A 19,111-nucleotide genomic window follows, 5' to 3' on the forward strand; every position below is an offset into this window, starting at 1 on the left:
GAGGTTCTATGTGTGACAGAACCTCCTGTTTTGAATTATTTAAATTTCCATGTGTAGTCGATGTTGATGCGGGTTTCGTTTACAGGTTTGATGTTCGCTGTAGAGAGCATGTTGTTGTCATAAATGGCATAGCGCGCGCGTAACCCTAAATTTTTTAACCAGCCACTTTGAATGGTGTAGCCTAAATCAAAGTCTGTTTCGCGTTCTTTTAGATTGGTTCCGCCTAAGTTAGGTGCATAAATATTGTGACCTGTGGTGTAACGAGTCATAAAACGTAAACCCGGCACATAATCTTTAAAGTCGTATTCATAGCGGAAGCTATATGCTTTTTCTTTTGGGTTTAAAAACTCGCCCGGCCATGTATCAATGAGTAGACCCGTTTCACCTCCCGTCAAATACGGAAAAGCTGTATCACCGTGATGTTGGAAGGTTCCAAAAATAAATTTATGGTTTTGATGTTTGAGTTCGAAATGCGCATGATAAAGGTCATTATCGACTAAACCTGCTTTTGCTTGTCCGTCATCTCGGCTACGGTAATAACGTAATTGTGAGCTAAAGTTAGTGGTGTCATTAATTTTGTGTTGATGTAAAGCACCGACCATGGTTTGGTTATAAAGATCATCAACATCCATGTAAAAAGCGGTGAGCTTGAGTGCCGGATTAAACTGATAGTTTCCACCTAAATAATAGAGTCCGTCAGTTTCAGCACTTTTAAATCGTCCATTCACTCCAGAAATTTTAATTTTTTCATAGTTGGTTGAATCACGATGATTCACTTTATCGAGGTAAGCTGCCTGTAAATCAAAATCTTTAATATCTTTACTGGTCAGTGAAATGCCTCGATAAGTTTGGGGAAGTAAACGAGCAGGTGAAGCCACTAAAACAGGGTTCATTGGCATGAGCGTACCAACGCGTAGCTCGGTTTGGCTCATTTTTGCTTTTGCGGTGACCCCAATTTCCCCATAAGAGTCAGCAGGTTCATTGGTACGCGTGTCTCTAGGTAAGTTTCCTGTACCGCCATGCTCTGCGTCGGCATCGAGTTTAAAACCCGCCGTTGCAAGCACATCCAGTCCAAAACCAACGGTTCCTTCGGTATAGCCTGAATTGGCTTTGAGAATAAATCCTTGTGTCCAGTCCTTGGCAGCAGGGTAAGCAGATTGCTCTTGATAGTCGCGGTCAAAGTAGAAATTTCGTGTGGTGAGTTCTACTGAACTGTTATCAATAAAATTGCCAGCCCACACTGAACCAGAGAGCATGAGGGTAGAGTACATCCATAATTTCGACATAGCATTTCTTCCTGAAATAACATTTTTTTGTTTTAAACAAGGCATAGTTGTTGTGTCTGCCTTGTTTGGTTTTAAATCGAATTATTTTCCGAGCAGTTCTCGGGCGACGATTTCTTTCATAATTTCATTGGTTCCCCCATAAATTTTTTGTACCCGCGCATCCACAAAAAAGCGTGAAATCGGGTATTCCTGCATGTAACCGTAGCCACCAAAAAGCTGAAGTAATTGATCAATCACTTCACATTGAGCATCGGTAATAAAGCATTTCAGTGCGGCAACTTGAGTGACGCTTAACTGGTGTTGTTGATACAGCGCCGCACATTGATCTACAAAAGCTTGAGCGGCTTTTGCTTTGATGTGCGCGTTTGCGAGCACAAAGCGTGTGTTTTGCATTTGGCTTAAAGGTTGTCCGAAAGCTTTACGCTCTAATACATAGTCTTTGGTTAGTTCGATGGCGCCTAAAATTGACCCCAACGCCATCATAGAAATACTCAAACGTTCACGCGGTAACTCTTGCATTAAATAAGCAAAGCCTTGTCCTTCTTCACCTAAACGCTGAGTTGCAGGCACACAAACATCATCAAAAAATAATTCGGCTGTATCTTGGGCATGCAGCCCGATTTTTTGTAATGAACGGCCTTTTTTAACGCCGTCTAAAGCAGCATCAACTAGAAAAATCGAAATGCCTTTTGCTTTGGCTTGCGGATCGGTTTTCGCCACCAGAACAATCAGGTCGGCATGCAATCCATTTGAAATAAACGTTTTTGAACCATTAATACAATAGTGGTCATTTTCTAAAATCGCTTGAGTGCGTATGGCTTGTAAGTCTGAACCAGCATTGGCTTCGGTCATGGCAATTGCAGTGACAACTTCGCCTGTCACCATTTTGGGTAACCAATAACGTTTTTGCTCTTCAGTTCCAATATTTTGCAGATAAGGAGAGACCAGCTCATTTTGCCCGCCAATGGCAACTGCCAAAGATGCAAAGCCAGCTTGAGCAGTTTCTTGAACCAGCATGAGGGAGTAATGAACAGGAGCACCGTAGCCGCCATATTCCTCGGGTACATCGACGCACAAAAAGCCATTTTCCCCAAGACGAAGCCATAGTTCACGTGGGATAAGGCCATCGTGTTCCCACTGTTCATAATACGGGGCAACCTGTTCTTTTAAGAACCTGCGATAGCTGTCCCGAAATAGTTCAAATTCTGTATCGTGTGGCATGTTGAACCTTTTTTAGGCAAAAGTGAGGCTGTAGCTCAAACCGAAATTTGAGCTTTCTTTTCTATTTCAATTGCTTATTGCTTTAAGGTGGGCACCCGAATAATCAGCGGGTTATCAGTCTGCTTTTGATAAAGTTCATCAATTAAAGCTGCACGACGCTTGGTAATACTGCTTTGATTGAGGTTGCCTTTATCGGTCACTTCGCCTGCATCGAGTTGAGGTGGTTCGGTCATTAAATAAAGCATTGAGACTGTATTTGAGCTGCCAGTCGCATCTTTATTAAAGGTCGTTAAAAATTGGCGGAACCATTGCTGGACTTTAGGGTGCTGCAATATCTCTGTTGCAGAATGATCACCAAGCTTAAGACCTGCATATTGAGCACAAGCTTCTAATTTTGGAAAAATCAGAAAACCAACAGCATTCAGGTTTGAACCACTAATACAAACATCTTGAATCAGTAAATTACCTTGAATCAGTACTTTGTTGCGTAGTGTGCCCACATTCACAAAAGTACCCGTATTGAGTTTAAAGTCTTCGGCAATTCGTCCGTCGTACATCAGTCCTTTGGTTGGATCATTGACATCGACTAAACGAACGGCATCGCCTGTATGGAAAAAGCCTTCATCATCGAAAATAGTGCTTTGCTGGTCCGCCTTTAACCGCCAATAGCCTTTCATGACATGTTTGCCACGAACGCAAAACTCAAGTTTGTCACCACATGGAACTAGTTTAATTTCGCATCCCGGAGCAGGGTAGCCAATAAAGCCAGCCATCACACGTGGGCCAGTTGTAAAAGCGCAAGATGGTGCAGTTTCAGTCATGCCCAGTCCGCTCATGATACGAATTTTTTCTCCACAATGTTGCTGAGCAATTCTATCGAGCCTGTTCCAGCCCGCTTCTGAAAGCGCTGCACCTGCAAAGAATAGAATTTTAACTTTGGCAAAAAAGCGGTCTCTTAATTCTTCATCTTTTTCTAAGGCTTCGGTGAGTTCTTCCCAACCTTTTGGCACATTTAAATAAACTGTCGGAGAAATTTCTTTGAGATTACGAATAGTTTCGTCAAATTTTCCGGTAACGGGTTTGCCATCATCAATGTAAATCGTACCACCGTTATAGAGTGCGATGCCGACATTGTGACTGCCGCCAAATGTGTGGTGCCAAGACAGCCAGTCGAGTAGGACAGGCGGCGTTTCTTCAAACTCAGGGAAAGTTTGCAATAGCATTTGCTGATTAACACACAACATTAAATGTGTGGTCGGTACAGCTTTAGGTAATTTGGTTGAACCTGATGTAAATAAGAATTTGGCAATCTGGTTTTCATCAAGGGTCTGATAAAATTCTTGAACATTTGAAACTGGCATATCTAAAAGCGATTGAAAAGATGTGCAAATCTGATCGCCCACAATCCCTTTATTGGTCACCACTTCAATATCGGATGTAATACATGCTTGAATGGCTTTGGCAAAGGCTTGTCCATCGCTGGCATAGACCATACCAGGAGTGAGCACTTCAAACACATGTTTAAGTTTGCCAAAGTCTTGAGAAATCAGAGAGTAGGCAGGGGAAATAGCAGAGAAAGGCACACCCGCCAGCATGGCAGCCATAGAGAGTGTTAAATGTTCGAGATCATTACCACTTAAAATAACCAGTGGTCTTTCTTGGCTTAAATTACGATCATGTAAAGCTTGAGCAATGTGCCATGCGCGTTGTAAAACTTCTGCATAACTCAGTTTGACCCATTCTCCTTGAGCATTGCGTTTTGCTGCAAAAATATGGTCTGGTTTGGTTTGTGCAAAATGAATTAACCGATCTGTCAGTTTTTGTGGATACGGTTTTAATTGCTCTTTTGGGCTGATATAGAGCGTGTCATCTTTATGGTGATAATGAATATCATGTTGCCCTAATTTTACGAACCGTTCGCGGTCTTGTGATTGAGTGGCATTCATTTGCATTTCTTTCACTCCATGGAAAGCGCATCACTGCGCTTTATTTTTTTGCATCATGCAATTTTTATTTAATATGTCTGTGTTCGCATTAGCCTGACTAAATCGGGTAATGACGTGATTGGGTTTGAATAGTAATCCAGCGTAGTTCGGTAAATTCTGCAACAGAGACTTTACTACCAAAACGTCCGTAACCACTCGATTTTGTTCCGCCAAATGGCATTTGAGCTTCGTCATGTACGGTTGCGCCGTTAATGTGACAAATACCCGAATCAATCTGTTGAGCAACTTCTAATGCCTGTGAAATATTTTGGCTAAACACTGCCGAAGACAGACCAAACTCGCTGTCATTTGCCAGTGCTACACCTTCTTCAATGCTTGAAAAATGTTGAACTGTGCATACAGGGCCAAATGATTCTTCACGGTAAAGCAGCATGTCAGGTTTAATATTGAGCACCAACGTCGGTTGCATGGTGGTGTCTTCAATATGGATGCCTAAAGGTAAGTCAGCCCCTTTGTTTTGGGCATCTTCTAGCAAATGCTGAATACGGCTTGCAGCACGGCGACTTTCTAAAACACCGAGTACATTGTCTTTTGAGGTTGGATTACCTGCCTGAATAGAGCGGGTTTTTTCAATCAGTTTTTCAATAAATTGGTCGGCAATATTGTCTTGAACTAAAACACGTTCGGTCGACATACAAATTTGACCCTGATTAAAGAATGCTCCAAAAGCGACTGCATTTACGGCTTCATTAATATCAGCCTCATTTAAAACCACAACAGGGGCTTTACCACCCAATTCAAGTAAAACAGGTTTTAAATATTTAGCAGCAGTCTCTGCAATAATTTTGCCGACTTTAGTTGAACCGGTAAAATTAATGCGCTTCACGGCTGGATGAGACACTAAACGCTCTACGATTTGTGGCGCATCTTCTGCGGCATGTGTAATCACATTCACCACACCTTCACCCAGACCTGCTTCATGTAACACTTCACCAATTAAACGATGTGTTGCTGGGCAGGCTTCCGATGCTTTTAACACAACCGTGTTACCACAAGCCAAAGGCATAGCAAGCGCACGCGTTGCCAAAATGACAGGTGCATTCCAAGGTGCAATGCCAACAATGACACCGCAAGGAACTCGTACACCCATCGCAAGATTGCCCGGCACATCTGATGGAATTAAGCTTCCGTCAATTTGTGTGGTCATCGCTGCTGCTTCACGTAACATATTGGCAGCAAGGTGAACGTTAAACCCATACCATGTTGCAGTTGAACCTGTTTCTTGCATTCCAGTTTGAATGAATTGCTCGGTTTTTTGGTCCATTAAATCGGCTGCTTTTAATAAGCGTAAGCGGCGCTCGGTAGGCGAGAGTTTCGACCATACTTTAAAAGCTTGTTGTGCCGAATCGATTGCACGGTCAACATCTTCCAGTGTTGCGGCAGCAGCTTTACTGGCTACTGATCCATCAATTGGGCTAATACGCTCAAAAGTTGCCTGATTTGATGCATCAACAGATCGACCGTGAATAAGTAACTGTACATTTTGCATGGGTTGCGTCCTTACATTGCCATTAAAGTATCAAAAGTTAACCAGTACGTTTATAACTCTGTAAACCCGGTTTAATTGATTTTTCATCTAAGAATTGTTTCAAACCTTCTTGGCGGCCATTTTCTGTATCGCGGTGGATACATTGATCAAGTTTGGCATATAAGTAGTCTTCGTTTTGATCCCAAGTCAGTTCACGGCAACGCTTAAAGCCATTTTTAGCTGTACGAAGAACCACAGGGTTTTTCTCAAGTAAGCAATTTGCAAGTTCAGTCACTTCTGCTTTTAATTGGGCAAGCGGTACGCTTTTATTGACAAGGCCCATGGTTTCAGCTTCTTTACCGCTAAAGGTTTTACCCGTCATGATGTAGTACAAAGATGCACGGTGACCTACGGTATCTGCCATTGCTTTACTTACAAGGTTGCCCGGTGGGATACCCCAGTTAATTTCAGATAAACCGAAAGTTGCTTCATCTGCTGCAATTGCTAGGTCACAAGCCACTAAAGGTGAGAAACCGCCTCCAAAGCACCAGCCGTTGACCATAGCAATGGTTGGTTTTGAATACATACGAAGAAGTTGCCACTGCCAGCGACAAGAGTCACGGCGAATACGTTCTTGGAAAATTTCAGGCTGAGTGTCGACTTCACGGAAATATTCCTTCAAATCCATACCCGCTGTCCAAGAGTCACCAGCACCAGTCAAAACTAAAACACGCGCATCTTGATCAAGCTCAAGAGTTTCGAGCACATCAATCATTTCACGATTGAGTGTTGGGCTCATGGCATTTTTCTTTTCTGGGCGGTTTAGTGTTACCCATGCAATTCCATCTTCAACTTTGACATCTACTGTTTCCCAGCGGTTTTCATAACTCATCTTCATACTCCTTGAATGATTTTTAGCTGTTCTGGGATTTAATCTAATATCAGTTAAACTTACATTCAAGTCTTTTTTATAAAATTTCATAAATATTTTTTAATTCATTGTATTTTAAGTACTAATTATTTTTCAAATTAATTTAATATAAAAATATGTTGATTTTTTAGTAAGTTTAACTGATATTTTTGGTGTGTTTAAACAACAATACACAAAGGGCTAAATGGAACGACTAGTCAATAAAGGACAACACAATGGAAAAAATATCAGGACAGCCTTCAAGGGCAAAAATCACGTTGCTACTGTGCTTTGCCATAGCAATTTTTGAAGGGTTTGATCTTCAATCAATGGGGGTAGCCGCTCCACGAATGCGGGCTGAGTTTATGTTGGACAATGCCCAGATGGCGTGGGCGTTTAGTGCTGCAATTTTAGGGACGTTACCAGGTGCAATATTAGGCGGTCGGTTTGCTGATATTGTCGGGCGTAAGAAAATTCTGATTTTTAGTATTTTACTTTTTGGAATTATGTCTTTGCTAACGGCTTATGCTGCTAACTTTAGTTTGCTATTGCTCATTCGTTTTTGTACAGGTTTAGGAATGGGTGGGGCACTCCCGATGATGATTACACTTGCCTCTGAAGCTGTTCCTGACCAGCACAAAGGCACCGCAGTGAGTATTATGTATAGCGGCATTCCTTTTGGCGGATTACTCACTTCTGTGGTTGCGATGTCGTTGGCAGGCGATGCAGAGTGGCGTCATATTTTCTATATTGGTGGGATTGCACCTATTTTACTCATTCCACTGATTGTGCGCTTTTTACCTGAGTCAAATGATTACCTGCAACGTAAAGTTCAAGCGCAAAAAACCACACCATTCTTGGAAGTTTTATTTGCGAAAGAGCGTCGTATGTCAACCATTCAGCTTTGGGTCAGTTTTTTCTGCACGCTAGTGGTACTGTATTTCTTGTTGAACTGGTTGCCATTGCTGATGGGCGCGCAAGGCCTATCAAAACTCCAGGCAAACTATGTACAGATGGGCTACAACGTTGGCGGAATTTTAGGTTCAATCCTCATGGGTGTATTGCTTGATAAATTACGCATGAGCTTTGTGATTAAGCTGATTTATCTCGGCATTTTATTTTCGCTATGCTGTTTAGCAATTTCTCCGACAGTGGCTTTACTTGCACTTTCGGCAGTGGGTTGTGGCTTATTCATTGTGGGTGGACAATCGGCGCTGTATGGTCTGGCTGCTATGTATTATCCAACTGAAATGCGTGGAACTGGTGTAGGTTCAGCAGTTGCAATTGGCCGTATTGGTTCGTTTGCAGGGCCTTTAATGGCAGGGTTTTTACTCTCGCTTGGACAAAGCTCGACCATCGTGATTGGTTCAAGCATTCCAGTGATTTTAATTGCAGCGATCTCTGCATTACTTCTTGTCAAAAAACCTAAACAGCCTGTACATTTAGTGCAAAGCTCAGGTGCTCGCTAAGTTTTAACGAAAGTATGGGGTTAGAACCTCATACTTTCACTACAGATTTTCTTATGATGAATGAAAGGTTATGGTACGTTCGAATTTAGTTCCAAAAAAAGTAGAAGATGAGCCTAAATTAAGTTATATGATTGCTCGTGTTGACCGAATTATTAGTAAACATTTAACAGAACATTTAAAAGAGCTTGAAATTACCTTGCCGCAATTTACTGCACTTTCTGTTTTAGCTTCAAAAAGTAATTTATCCAATGCCAAGCTTGCTGAGCGCTCTTTCATTAAGCCGCAATCAGCCAACAAAATTTTGCAAGATTTACTGGTGAATGGTTGGATTGAGAAAAAACCTGACCCAACACATGGCCGCCGTATTTTAATTACCCTGACCGAAAGTGGTGTTGAAAAGTTAAATAAATGCAATGAAGTGGTTTTAAAAGTTGAAGAAAAAATGCTTGAAGGCATTGATATTAACTTAGCTTATTTAATCCGCAATAATCTCGATATTATGGTCAATAATCTTAAGAACCTTTGATCAAGTGTAGTTGCAATTTAATTTATTAAACGCTGTACAAATGGTTTAAGCACTGATTCGCACAGAAAATTTATTTCATTTTACAAATGAACTTGCTAGCATCGAAGTGACGTTTTTGGTGATGTGTGGCAGCGAATGTCTTCAGGACAACAAGTTTTACTTAAACTAAGAAAAATGATTATTTCAGGGGAACTTGAAGGCGGTGCCAGAATTGCCGAAATTCCGACTGCCGAGTTACTTGGTGTTTCAAGGCAGCCTGTTCGTATTGCCTTTCGGTTGCTCGAGCAAGAAGGCCTCCTTATTAAAAACCCAACTCGTGGTTACACGGTTCGTGAAATTTCAGAACAACTCGTTCATGATGCGCTCGAAGTGCGCGGTGTGCTGGAAGGGTTGGCTGCAAAAACTTTGGCAGAACAAGGCTTAAGCGAAGAGCAGAAAAAGACACTGCAACATTGCATTCAAGAAACTGAAAAACTATTTAATGAAACAGACGAGTTTGGTGATGCTGAACTGGAACGTTATCACCATTTCAACGTCATTTTTCATGACACGATTATTGAAGGTGCGCAAAACGTCGCACTCATCCAAGCCTTAGCGAAAAACAATCAATTGCCGATGGCGTCTGCCCAAGCCATTACCTATGACCAGAACCAAGCTTTATCGGAATATCGTCGTTTGCACTATGCGCATTTACAGCATTGTTCGATTTTCGATGCATTGGTACATCGTCAGGCAGGGCGTGCTGAAACTTTAATGCGTGAACACAGTAGTGTGGTGATTTTGGGTGAAACGCTAAGAAATGTTCTCAGCGCTTAAGGTGAAATGTTCCTTTATTTTTGAATAAAGGAACTCAAGAGTTAAAGTTCAATTACAAGATTTTTAGTTTTTGCACGAGAACAGCAGGGTGTAAACTGGTTATTCAATGCATGTTCCTCATCGGTCATAAACATATCCCGATGATCTGGCGTGCCTTCTACTACGCGGGTAATACAGGTCCCGCAAATGCCTTGTTCACATGAAACAGGAATATCAAAACCATTTGCAATTAATGCTTCAGTAGCAGTCTGCTCTGGTAGTACTTCAATTCGACGGCCTGTACCTTTTACTTCGATGGTAAAAGCTTCATCGTTAGACGTATCTACTTTTTGCGCGACAAAATGCTCTTGATGTAACTGTTCACTATGCCAACCCGCTTGTTCAGCCGAGCTCATGACAAACTGCATAAACCCTGTAGGTCCACACACATATAAGTGTTTATCAGATGAAGCTTGGCCTAAAACCTCTGCCATATTACATTCGGTGTCGGGTTGATCTTGAATGTGAAAATGGACTTGGTCACCAAAGTGCTCAGTTAAGTTGCCATAGAAGGCAATCATTTCATGACTACGAACAAAGTAGTGCAATTCGAAAGGAATATTGGCCGACTTAAGCCGATACGCCATCGACAAAATAGGGGTAATACCAATACCACCCGCAAATAAAACCGCTTGTTTTGTTTTAGGATGGATTTCAAATAAATTACGCGGTTCACCAATTTTTAAATGATCGCCTTCACGATATTCAGTGTGGATGCAACGTGAGCCACCGCGTGAATTGGCATCATGTAAAACACCAATGACATAGCGATGCTTTTCAGTGCAGCAGTTTGAAAGTGAATATTGACGGGTTAGACCATTTTTCAGGTGCACATCAATATGTGCACCTGCTTCAAAACTCGGCAGCTCCGTACCATTTGCTGCAACCAATTCAAATGCACGAATAGTCGGGGTGAGCTGGTGAATTTTTTGAATGATAACGTCCATGTTCATGCTCCTTTAAATAATCCGAATGTTTGGAAACTTCTGTGTGGACGTTTCAGGAGGCGTTTTATTTTCTTCGGCAAGGAGTCGGTCAATGACCTTACGAGACTGGACACCGCCTGCGTCGATATTGAGCATCAGTAACTTGCGATGTGGATTGTTTAAAATGTTTTGCTGCTGTTGCTCCAGCATTTCTAAATCTTCAGTAAAGATTTTGCCTTGGCCTTCACGAATTTGATCGGTGAGTTCAGCATTATCTGGCTGGAAGTTACGCGCCATTCCCCAGAAATACCAGTGTGAGGTTTTAGTTTCTGGTGTAATAAAATCAACCACAATTGAGGAAACTTTTTTGTCACTTGGTGCGTGATAACCACCATTTCCAGCATGCGCTACACCCACTTCAATATGAACATTACTTGGAGCAAAGAAGTGACAACGTTGCCAACGGTCAACAGGTACATCATCTGCTAAGTGGTTACCACGAAGGGCCATTTGCCAAAATGGAGGTGCGATCACATTTTCCATGTAGCGTTCGGTAATGACATGATCACCGTCAACTTTAGTGACTGGCAGGGCTTCATCAATCTCTTTTTGCCCAATACTGCTTGAGTGAACATAGGTCTCGTGGGTTAAATCCATCAGGTTGTCGACCATTAGGCGATAGTCGCACTGAATGTGAAACAGGCCTCCGCCATAGCTCCATTTAGGATGATCTGCCCATTCTAAAGTTGGCAGTTTTGCTTCATCTGCTAAAGCTTTCTCGCCCGGCCATATCCAAATAAAACCGAACTTTTCAATAACTGCATATGCTTTGTTGCAAGGAAAACCATTTACACGTTGAGCTGGCATTGAGACGGTCTTTCCGTCACAACCCATCACTAAGCCATGATAACCACATACAAGGTTGCCATCTTCGACATAGCCAAGTGAAAGTGGGGCACCACGATGGGGACAAAAATCTTCAACGGCTGCAACTTGGTTTTCTTTACCGCGATAAAAAACAATTTTTTCACCACAAATAGTGCGACCTAATGGTTTGTCTTGGATTTCTTCTGGGCGGCAGGCAACATACCAAGCATTTTTAATAAACATTGTGACGACTCCTTATCACTTATTGGATCCAATTTATAATAAATAAAAATATTGGTCAATTGATAGGCAGTATATTTTTTAAAAATATTGATCTTTAGGTTTGGTTGTTTTGTATATTTTTAATTGCTATTAAAGACTTTTGTATTTACTTTGAATTTTAGAGGCTAAATTTTTATTCATCTTAATTTGGATCCATAATGGCTGTGGTTAAGCCATTATGGGAGTGTAGAGATTTAGAAATTAACTGTGTAATGAAGCATCATGCGCTGTTCGTCCAGACTTTTGCCATGTTTGGTGTCGTAGTTAATATTTAAGAAAAGAAATTTAAGATTTTTAATCCAAGCATTTAGGTCGTACTGAATCAACACATCACTTTCTTGCTCAAAATCATTTTGATTCATCGTTTGAAAAGAGTCGCCATAAATATATTTATAGGTCACTTTTAGGCCCTTGATGTAGTCTTTAAAGTCATAGGAAGCAACAAAGTGATAAGACTTTTCATCTGCTTTGGTAAACGCACCTAAGGTCCAGTTCATCATGTGGGGGATAGGTATATTGTCGAGTTTTGGAATACCATCTTTGCCAAAGTTTTCTTGGTAGCCAATTCCAGTTGTAAAGTTGCCATGTTTGATAAAATGCATGGCGCCTACAGATGTATTGTCATATTCACCAAGTTTTGATTTACCGACATCGTCGTGGCGAAACACACGTAATTTTGTGGTGTGCTGCTTTGTCCATTGATAATCAAAAGCAAGGTAACTTTGATTGATAAGATCTGTTAAGTAACCATTATAAAATTTCCAATGATATCTAGGTGTTTTGCCGTCCCATTGAAAGAAATAGAGTCCGTCAGATTCATGTTTTGAAATGGCAAGTTTGTGGTAGTCCTCCTCATTTTTTGGTGAATAACGGTTAATCAAACCCAGCTCGAAATTTTGTTGCGGTGTCTTATATTTTAATTCTAAGCCTTTATAGTTCACGCGTAATTGATGTGTATCGACTTGTGGAGTAAGTGGTGAGTCGGGAGTGATTTCACCTATATTCATGCGAAAGTTTTGATATTCAACTCCAGCACCTAAGCCATATTTAACGTAGTCTTGTGCTTGTTTCTTGGTGTTGGGGTCAAAGGGTATGACCATATCGTTGGTGTGTTGGTCGTTACTTAGGCGATATGCATATTGGATGCTTGGATTGAGGTGTAGTTGTACATTATTAAGCTTGGTTGACCAGTCACCACGATAAATCAAGCCTTGGCTCAAGCTATGAGTATCGGGACTAGTACCATTTTCATATTGTCTGTCGAAGTTGAATGTTTTTAGTGTGAGTGTATTTTGAAAATTAACATCTACTTCACTGTGAGCTAAACAACAGGCAAGAGTTGTCCCTGAGAATAAAATCCCATAAATAAAAATATGCTTCATTTTTAAATCCGTTTAAAAGCGTTTTACTGTTCTAAATCCGACATGGCTGGTGGCAAGGTCGAGTTCCTGTGGATGCCTTGCGGCAGCACGATAACGCGCGCAATAATTGGTTGCGCATAAATAAGACCCACCTTTAATCGTGTATTGCAAAATCTGTTCATGACTTTGCCGATATTTCGATGGATCTCCCATATGGTGATCTCTTGGACCTGTATAGGGTGTTTGCGTCCATTCCCATACATTGCCAATCAAGTCGTATAAGCCAAATGGGTTTTTGCTAAAACAACCAACAGGGGCAACATCCTTAAAACCATCTTCCTGAATGTTTTTATAAGGAAATTCGCCTTGCCAGAAGTTAGCTACAATATGGCCTTCGTGGGTCGGGCCAATATCGGAACTTTGCTGAAAACCTTTGGCTGCATATTCCCACTCAAGTTCGGTCGGTAAGTCATGACCTAGCCAGTTTGCATAAGCGTAGGCATCATTCCATGTCACCATACGGACAGGCTCATGAGGCGCGGGTTGTTTAGGGTTGTTTAAGCCCCATGGGTGTTTCCAATTGGCTCCTTTTTCAAATTTCCACCACTGTAATTCTTCAACTGGATGATCTGGTTGTACAAACATAGCTGCGCCGCCTTGCTTCTCTGCATCGGTGACATAACCCGTTTGTTTAACAAACTCTTGAAATTGAGCGTTGGTGACTTCAGTTGCATCAATTAAAAAAGCGGGAACTGAAGTTGCCTGTAAGTTTAATGGGCGTTCATCTTCATAACCTTGTGTGGTGCCTAAAACAATCTTTCCTTGAGGAAGTTTAACCATGCCTGCTTCTTTATTGTTAGGCCATCCCGAAGGAAGGCCCGAATAAGAAGAACATTTAGCTTTAGTGCCTAAGTCGGGCAAGTTGGTCTGTTCTAGTTGAGGCGTGGTTTTTTGGCATGCACAAAGTAAGAGGAACGATGAAAGCATCATGATCTGTTTCATCTGGTTTTCTCTACTTTTTGTTGTATTGCTCAAAATCCACAACACCATTTTCATCGGCATATCTTAAATATTTGTCATTTAAGACTTTAACGATTTCAGGATGTTCTGCGTAAACATTATGTTGTTCATTAAAATCTGTTTTTAAATTGTAGAGTTCCCAGCCATGGCTTTTAAATTTAGAAGGCGAGTTTTCAACAAGTTTCCATTCCTCAGTTTTAGCGTAGCGGCTGCCATGTAATTCTTTAAAGTCATAATAATTAACAGGACGAATACGGGCAGTATTATCTTTAAAAGCAGGGATCAGACTAAAACCAGACGGTTTAATTTTGGTGCTTGAAGTTGGATAAACCTGATTATTTTGAATACCCGCGAGTTCCATAACAGTTGGGAATATATCTCTGACTGTCGCAAAGTTATTGTTAATTCCACGTTGTTTAGAAATTTGCACAGGCGATTTAACAATAAATGGAACTCGCACACCACCTTCTGAAGCAGCTGACTTCCAATGGGTAAATGGTGTGCTGCTCACTTCGGCCCAGCGTGGCCCCATGTAAATATATGAGCTGGCATTGCCTATATTTTCATAGCGATTGTCGGCATCACCCATTGGGAAATTATGATCACCACCCTCAGCGCCGTTATCTGACATAAACACAATCAAAGTGTTGTCATATAAATGATGCTTTTTAAGATATTGAATGACATCGCCCACGCGGTCGTCTAACTGAGTGACCATGCCTGCATAAACTTCCATTTTACGCGCTTCGTATTTGCGCTCTTGTGGTGTGAGTTCATTCCAGCTTTTGGTGCCTAAAGCTTGATTGCCACGTTCGACTGGGTATTCTGCATTTGCAGGAATTAATCCTAATTGCTTTTGTCTAAGAAAGCGTTGCTTACGAATTGCATCGTAGCCTTGATCGTATTTACCTTTGTATAGGTCTCTATAATGAGCGGGTGCTTGTAGTGGCCAGTGTGGAGCGGTATAGGCTAGGTAGGCAAAAAATGGTTTTTGCGCTTTATTTTTGTCTAAATACTCAAAAGCTTTTTGTGTAAAAAAGTCGGTCGAATAGTAGTTATCAGGCAGTGTGACTTTTTGGCCATTTTCTGTGTATTGGGTATTACGCGGATAGTTTCTAGGTTGGTCTTTAAAGTGTAAATCGAAGCCATCGAGCAGAGCAAAAGATTGATCAAAACCACGGGCTTTAGGGTTTTGGTCAGGAGCATAGCCTAAATGCCATTTACCGACCATGAAGGTGTAATAATCTTTTGTCTTTAAAATCTCTGCGAGTGTGTAAGCATTTTGCGTTAAGTGCCCTGAATAGCCATCAATTTTGAGGAGTGCACGCGGGCTGTCGGCTCCAACCAATTTTTCTTGTCGTTTTGATGTTTCATACATTGCACCTAAACCCACCAAGTGGTTATCTGCACCTGTCATAAGCTGTGCACGGGTAGGTGAGCACATTGATGAAGCATGAAAATTAAAAAGCATTTTTCCTTGCTTTAATAGGCTATCAATATGAGGGGTTTTAATTTCGCCGCCATAAGCGCCAATATCTGAAAAGCCAAGATCATCGGCCAAAATAATCATGATATTGGGTGGTTGTTGATTTTTTGGAGGTGCTGCTTGGGTTGTGTAAAACAATTGGCTGGCAAAAAAAAGTCCCAATGTAAGCTGGCTTACTCTTTTGAGTTTCATAACAACAATCCTTTGAAGTTTCTAAATGCATCTTGCATTTCCTGGAAATAAACTGAGCTTTTTTGGCTAAAAAATGCTCTGGAATCGATCATAATAGATTTTTTAATATGGATCCATAAAAATATTCAAGCATTCTAATTTTATGTTTTTAATAATTTTATACTTATATAATTTATGTGTTTATATACTTTTTAATAATCCATTTATAATTTTAGTTGATTTTTTGGATCCAAATATTCAGTATAGAAAAAGAGCAGGATGCTCAAAAACAAATATTCCTCTAGGTCATTATGGATACGGATATGCATAACCACCCAATCGCTTATATCAGCAATGTCGTGTGTATGTCTTATCCAAGGGAGATACACAAATGGAAAGAGATGTTCTAAGTGAGATCAATCAAAACAACATGAGCCGTTACCAATGGTTCGTCATTTTGATCTGTATTTGTCTCAATATTATTGATGGCTTTGACGTGATGGTAATGGCATTTACCGCTCCATCCGTGTCAGCAGAATGGTCACTTTCAGGCGCACAAATTGGCTTGTTGCTTAGTTCAGGTCTTTTTGGGATGGCTGCCGGTTCCATTTTTCTTGCACCTTTAGCCGATAAAATCGGTCGCCGTTTACTCATCTTAGTTTGTCTTGTTATTGCAGGTCTGAGTATGTTGGGCTGTGCTTTTGTACAAAGCCACGGCATGTTGGCAGCACTTCGATTTATTACCGGAATTGGGGTGGGAGGCATTCTTGCGAGTAGTAATGTATTGGCAAGTGAATATGCTAATGCTCGCTGGCGCAGTCTTGCTGTGAGCTTAATGTCTACCGGTTACGGAATTGGTGCGACACTTGGCGGGGTACTATCACTGGCATTGATTGAGCATTTAGGTTGGCGCTCAATCTTTTTAGCAGGAGGGGTTACTACCATGGCAATGCTGCTAATCAGCGCATGGTTATTACCTGAATCTCTAGATTACTTACTCGCGAAACGACCAAAACAGGCACTAGAACGAATTAATGCAACTGTAAATCGTATGGGGCTAAACGAATTACCCGTTATGCCGCGTTATGAAAAAATCAGCACGCAAAATGGTAGTGAACTGGGCAAGTTATTTGCTGGACAACTTGGATTTCAAACACTTTGTTTATGGTTTGCATTCTTTTTAGTGATGTTTGGCTTTTACTTTGTGATGAGCTGGACACCAAAAATTCTTATTTCAATGGGGATGTCGCCACACCAAGGCGTAAGTACCGGCATTTTAATTAGTATTGGCGGGATTTTCGGGGCAGCCATAATTGGTTTATTGGCATCACGCATGAAAATCTTCTATGCCTTAAGCCTGTTTTTAGGTCTAACCTCAGCATGTGTTTTCCTATTTGTTGCCGTTTCATCTCAAGTCAGCATTGCACTCATGGTTGGGTTATTACTTGGCACACTCATTAATGGCTGTGTAGCAGGTTTATATTCTATTTCTCCAACAATTTACGATGCTGAAATTCGTAGTCGCGGCGTGGGCTATGCAATTGGTTTTGGACGAATTGGGGCAATTTTATCGCCAACGGTCGCAGGCATTTTTCTGGATAAAGGTATAGCACCCGCAACACTGTATGCCTATTACGGTGTGGTGTTTATTTTGGCTATTTTCCTGATTTTAAGTTTGGGCAATGCTTTTTATCGCAGTCAAAAAGAGCAAAACTACTCTCTTAAAACAGCACCTTAATCCATTAAAAATTAAATAGTTGAGATAAAAAATGAAAAAGACACCATTATGGGTGGGGGTGTGCTTGTGCCCATTATTTAGTCAAGTCGTGCATGCAGAGTTTATTGAAGACAGTAAAGCTGAGCTGATACTACGTAATTTTTACTTTGACCGAGACTATAAAAAAGACCCATATCCTTATACCGCCGCCAGAGATTGGGCGCAGGGTCTAATTTTTAAAGGACAGTCTGGTTATACCGAAGGGACAGTTGGGTTCGGTATCGATGTATTGGCAATGGCAGGTTTTAACCTGATGGGAAGCCGTGCTGATGACTATGCACGTAGTGGCTTACTTCCAGTGAATACCGATAACTCACGTGATGATTATTATGGAAAAATCGGCATTACAGGAAAGGCTAAATTTAGAAAAAATGAGCTTTTTGTGGGGGACTTAGTTCCACAATTACCGGCCATTTTTTCATCACCAGCACGTTTGTTCCCACAGACTTATCGCGGTATCCGCTTTGTTTCAAATGAAATTCCAAATCTTCAACTTGAGGGCTTTTATGTCGATGAAGTGCGCCAGCGCGATTCAATTCGTTATACCGACGTTGGAGCGGACAATATCAACCATCGTTTTGACAAAGCGGCAACTACTGATTCTTTTTATACATTAGGTGGAAGCTATCAGTTAAAAGATTACCGTTTGCGTGCTTATCATGCTGAACTCAAAGATATTTACCAGCAACAATTTTTAGGTTTTAACGGCAAACAACCTTTAAATGATCAACTTAATTTTTTAAGCGACGTCCGTTTTTTTAATAGTGAAGAAACTGGAAGCAAAAAAATAGGAGAGGTCGATAACCGACATGTTAGTGGCTTATTTGGTTTGAACTATCAAAATCATACGGTTTCTTTGGGCTACATGCAGTCGTTTGGCTCGACTGGTCTGCCATTTTTGTCGGGAACTGAAAGTCCAGTCGTGCTTGATTTTATGAGTTCGGACTATTCAAATAAAGACGAAAAAGTCTATTCGATTCGTTATGAATATGACTTTAAAAATGCGCGGATAGGTGATGTTTCATTAAATGGACTACGCTTTATGACCCGCTATGCAAAAGGTGAAGACATTGATTTATTGCAATATGGCGACCAACGTTTTAAAGAAGAGTCGATGGAATTTGATTTGGGCTATAAAATTCCTGAAGGTAAGTTAAAAGGTTTGGGAGTGCGAGCTCGTTTTTCTCACTATCGCAACGATATGCCTACCAATATGACCTTTCATTCGACCAATGAAACGCGGTTGAATATTGATTACACTTTTAAGTTTTAACACTCAATATTTATTAAATTAAAGACAAGTTAAAACATTGTAAGCAGCAATGTTTTAACTTTAGTTATCAACTTCACAAAATCCCTCTATAATACCGCCAATCTTATTAAAGCCAATTGAGTCGTTCATTAAACACATGGCTTTAATCTCTCATTTTTTTAAGTCAATTTCTTCGCTGTGATTCGGCTTATTTTTCAATATTTAGAA

The 19,111-nt window shown here is 40.9% G+C and carries 15 protein-coding genes; 5 read left to right on the plus strand and 10 right to left on the minus strand.

Translation table 11 applies throughout. The features are described 5' to 3' along the window. Positions 1-35 precede the first annotated feature (35 nt). The 5 genes from MKX14_RS10000 to hcaA form a co-directional block, all read right to left on the minus strand. Positions 36-1,286, minus strand: coding sequence for an OprD family porin (locus MKX14_RS10000; RefSeq protein ID WP_240282366.1), 1,251 nt, complete (start codon positions 1,284-1,286; stop codon positions 36-38). 81 nt (positions 1,287-1,367) lie between these two features. Further along, positions 1,368-2,507 carry an acyl-CoA dehydrogenase family protein gene (gene hcaD / locus MKX14_RS10005; RefSeq protein ID WP_133480663.1) on the minus strand — a complete coding sequence of 380 codons (1,140 nt, stop codon included), beginning with the start codon at positions 2,505-2,507 and terminating at the stop codon, positions 1,368-1,370. Between the two features lie 74 nt (positions 2,508-2,581). After that, positions 2,582-4,468, minus strand: a complete 1,887-nt coding sequence (gene hcaC, locus MKX14_RS10010) for a feruloyl-CoA synthase (protein ID WP_240282367.1) — start codon at positions 4,466-4,468, stop codon at positions 2,582-2,584. Positions 4,469-4,550: 82 nt separating this feature from the next. Further along, positions 4,551-6,002 (minus strand): aldehyde dehydrogenase, encoded by a 1,452-nt coding sequence (hcaB, locus tag MKX14_RS10015; protein ID WP_240282368.1) that lies wholly within the window; start codon positions 6,000-6,002, stop codon positions 4,551-4,553. Between the two features lie 37 nt (positions 6,003-6,039). Beyond that, complete coding sequence (gene hcaA / locus MKX14_RS10020) at positions 6,040-6,879, minus strand: p-hydroxycinnamoyl CoA hydratase/lyase (RefSeq protein ID WP_169538806.1); 840 nt, start codon at positions 6,877-6,879, stop codon at positions 6,040-6,042. Between the two features lie 248 nt (positions 6,880-7,127). On the opposite strand from hcaA, the gene mhpT reads away from it, so the two are divergent. The 3 genes from mhpT to vanR all read left to right on the plus strand — a co-directional run bounded on the left by mhpT (position 7,128) and on the right by vanR (position 9,702). Next, positions 7,128-8,360 (plus strand): 3-(3-hydroxy-phenyl)propionate transporter MhpT, encoded by a 1,233-nt coding sequence (gene mhpT / locus MKX14_RS10025; RefSeq protein WP_240282369.1) that lies wholly within the window; start codon positions 7,128-7,130, stop codon positions 8,358-8,360. Between the two features lie 70 nt (positions 8,361-8,430). After that, the gene (locus MKX14_RS10030; protein WP_014206159.1) at positions 8,431-8,886 is read left to right on the plus strand and encodes a MarR family winged helix-turn-helix transcriptional regulator; all 456 of its coding nucleotides are present in this window, start codon (positions 8,431-8,433) and stop codon (positions 8,884-8,886) included. Positions 8,887-9,009: 123 nt separating this feature from the next. Beyond that, entirely contained in the window at positions 9,010-9,702 is a 693-nt protein-coding gene (vanR, locus tag MKX14_RS10035; protein WP_005802836.1) for a GntR family transcriptional regulator, read from the plus strand. Between the two features lie 41 nt (positions 9,703-9,743). Here vanR and MKX14_RS10040 read toward each other — a convergent pair whose 3' ends face one another. The 5 genes from MKX14_RS10040 to MKX14_RS10060 form a co-directional block, all read right to left on the minus strand. Beyond that, positions 9,744-10,688 (minus strand): PDR/VanB family oxidoreductase, encoded by a 945-nt coding sequence (locus MKX14_RS10040; RefSeq protein WP_240282370.1) that lies wholly within the window; start codon positions 10,686-10,688, stop codon positions 9,744-9,746. 12 nt (positions 10,689-10,700) lie between these two features. Then, complete coding sequence (locus MKX14_RS10045) at positions 10,701-11,777, minus strand: aromatic ring-hydroxylating oxygenase subunit alpha (RefSeq protein ID WP_240282371.1); 1,077 nt, start codon at positions 11,775-11,777, stop codon at positions 10,701-10,703. A gap of 233 nt (positions 11,778-12,010) precedes the next feature. After that, positions 12,011-13,198, minus strand: coding sequence for an OprD family outer membrane porin (locus tag MKX14_RS10050; RefSeq protein ID WP_240282372.1), 1,188 nt, complete (start codon positions 13,196-13,198; stop codon positions 12,011-12,013). Positions 13,199-13,210: 12 nt separating this feature from the next. Next, the gene (locus MKX14_RS10055; protein WP_240282397.1) at positions 13,211-14,164 is read right to left on the minus strand and encodes a formylglycine-generating enzyme family protein; all 954 of its coding nucleotides are present in this window, start codon (positions 14,162-14,164) and stop codon (positions 13,211-13,213) included. 25 nt (positions 14,165-14,189) lie between these two features. Continuing rightward, positions 14,190-15,875, minus strand: coding sequence for an arylsulfatase (locus MKX14_RS10060; RefSeq protein WP_240282373.1), 1,686 nt, complete (start codon positions 15,873-15,875; stop codon positions 14,190-14,192). A 370-nt stretch (positions 15,876-16,245) separates the two neighbouring features. Here MKX14_RS10060 and vanK point away from each other — a divergent pair, with 370 nt between their 5' ends. Further along, complete coding sequence (gene vanK, locus MKX14_RS10065; protein ID WP_240282374.1) at positions 16,246-17,592, plus strand: MFS transporter; 1,347 nt, start codon at positions 16,246-16,248, stop codon at positions 17,590-17,592. A gap of 31 nt (positions 17,593-17,623) precedes the next feature. Continuing rightward, entirely contained in the window at positions 17,624-18,904 is a 1,281-nt protein-coding gene (gene vanP, locus MKX14_RS10070; protein ID WP_240282375.1) for an OprD family outer membrane porin, read from the plus strand. Positions 18,905-19,111 lie beyond the last annotated feature (207 nt).

It is taken from the genome of Acinetobacter pittii (genome assembly GCF_022449185.1).
Lineage (GTDB): Bacteria > Pseudomonadota > Gammaproteobacteria > Pseudomonadales > Moraxellaceae > Acinetobacter > Acinetobacter pittii_I.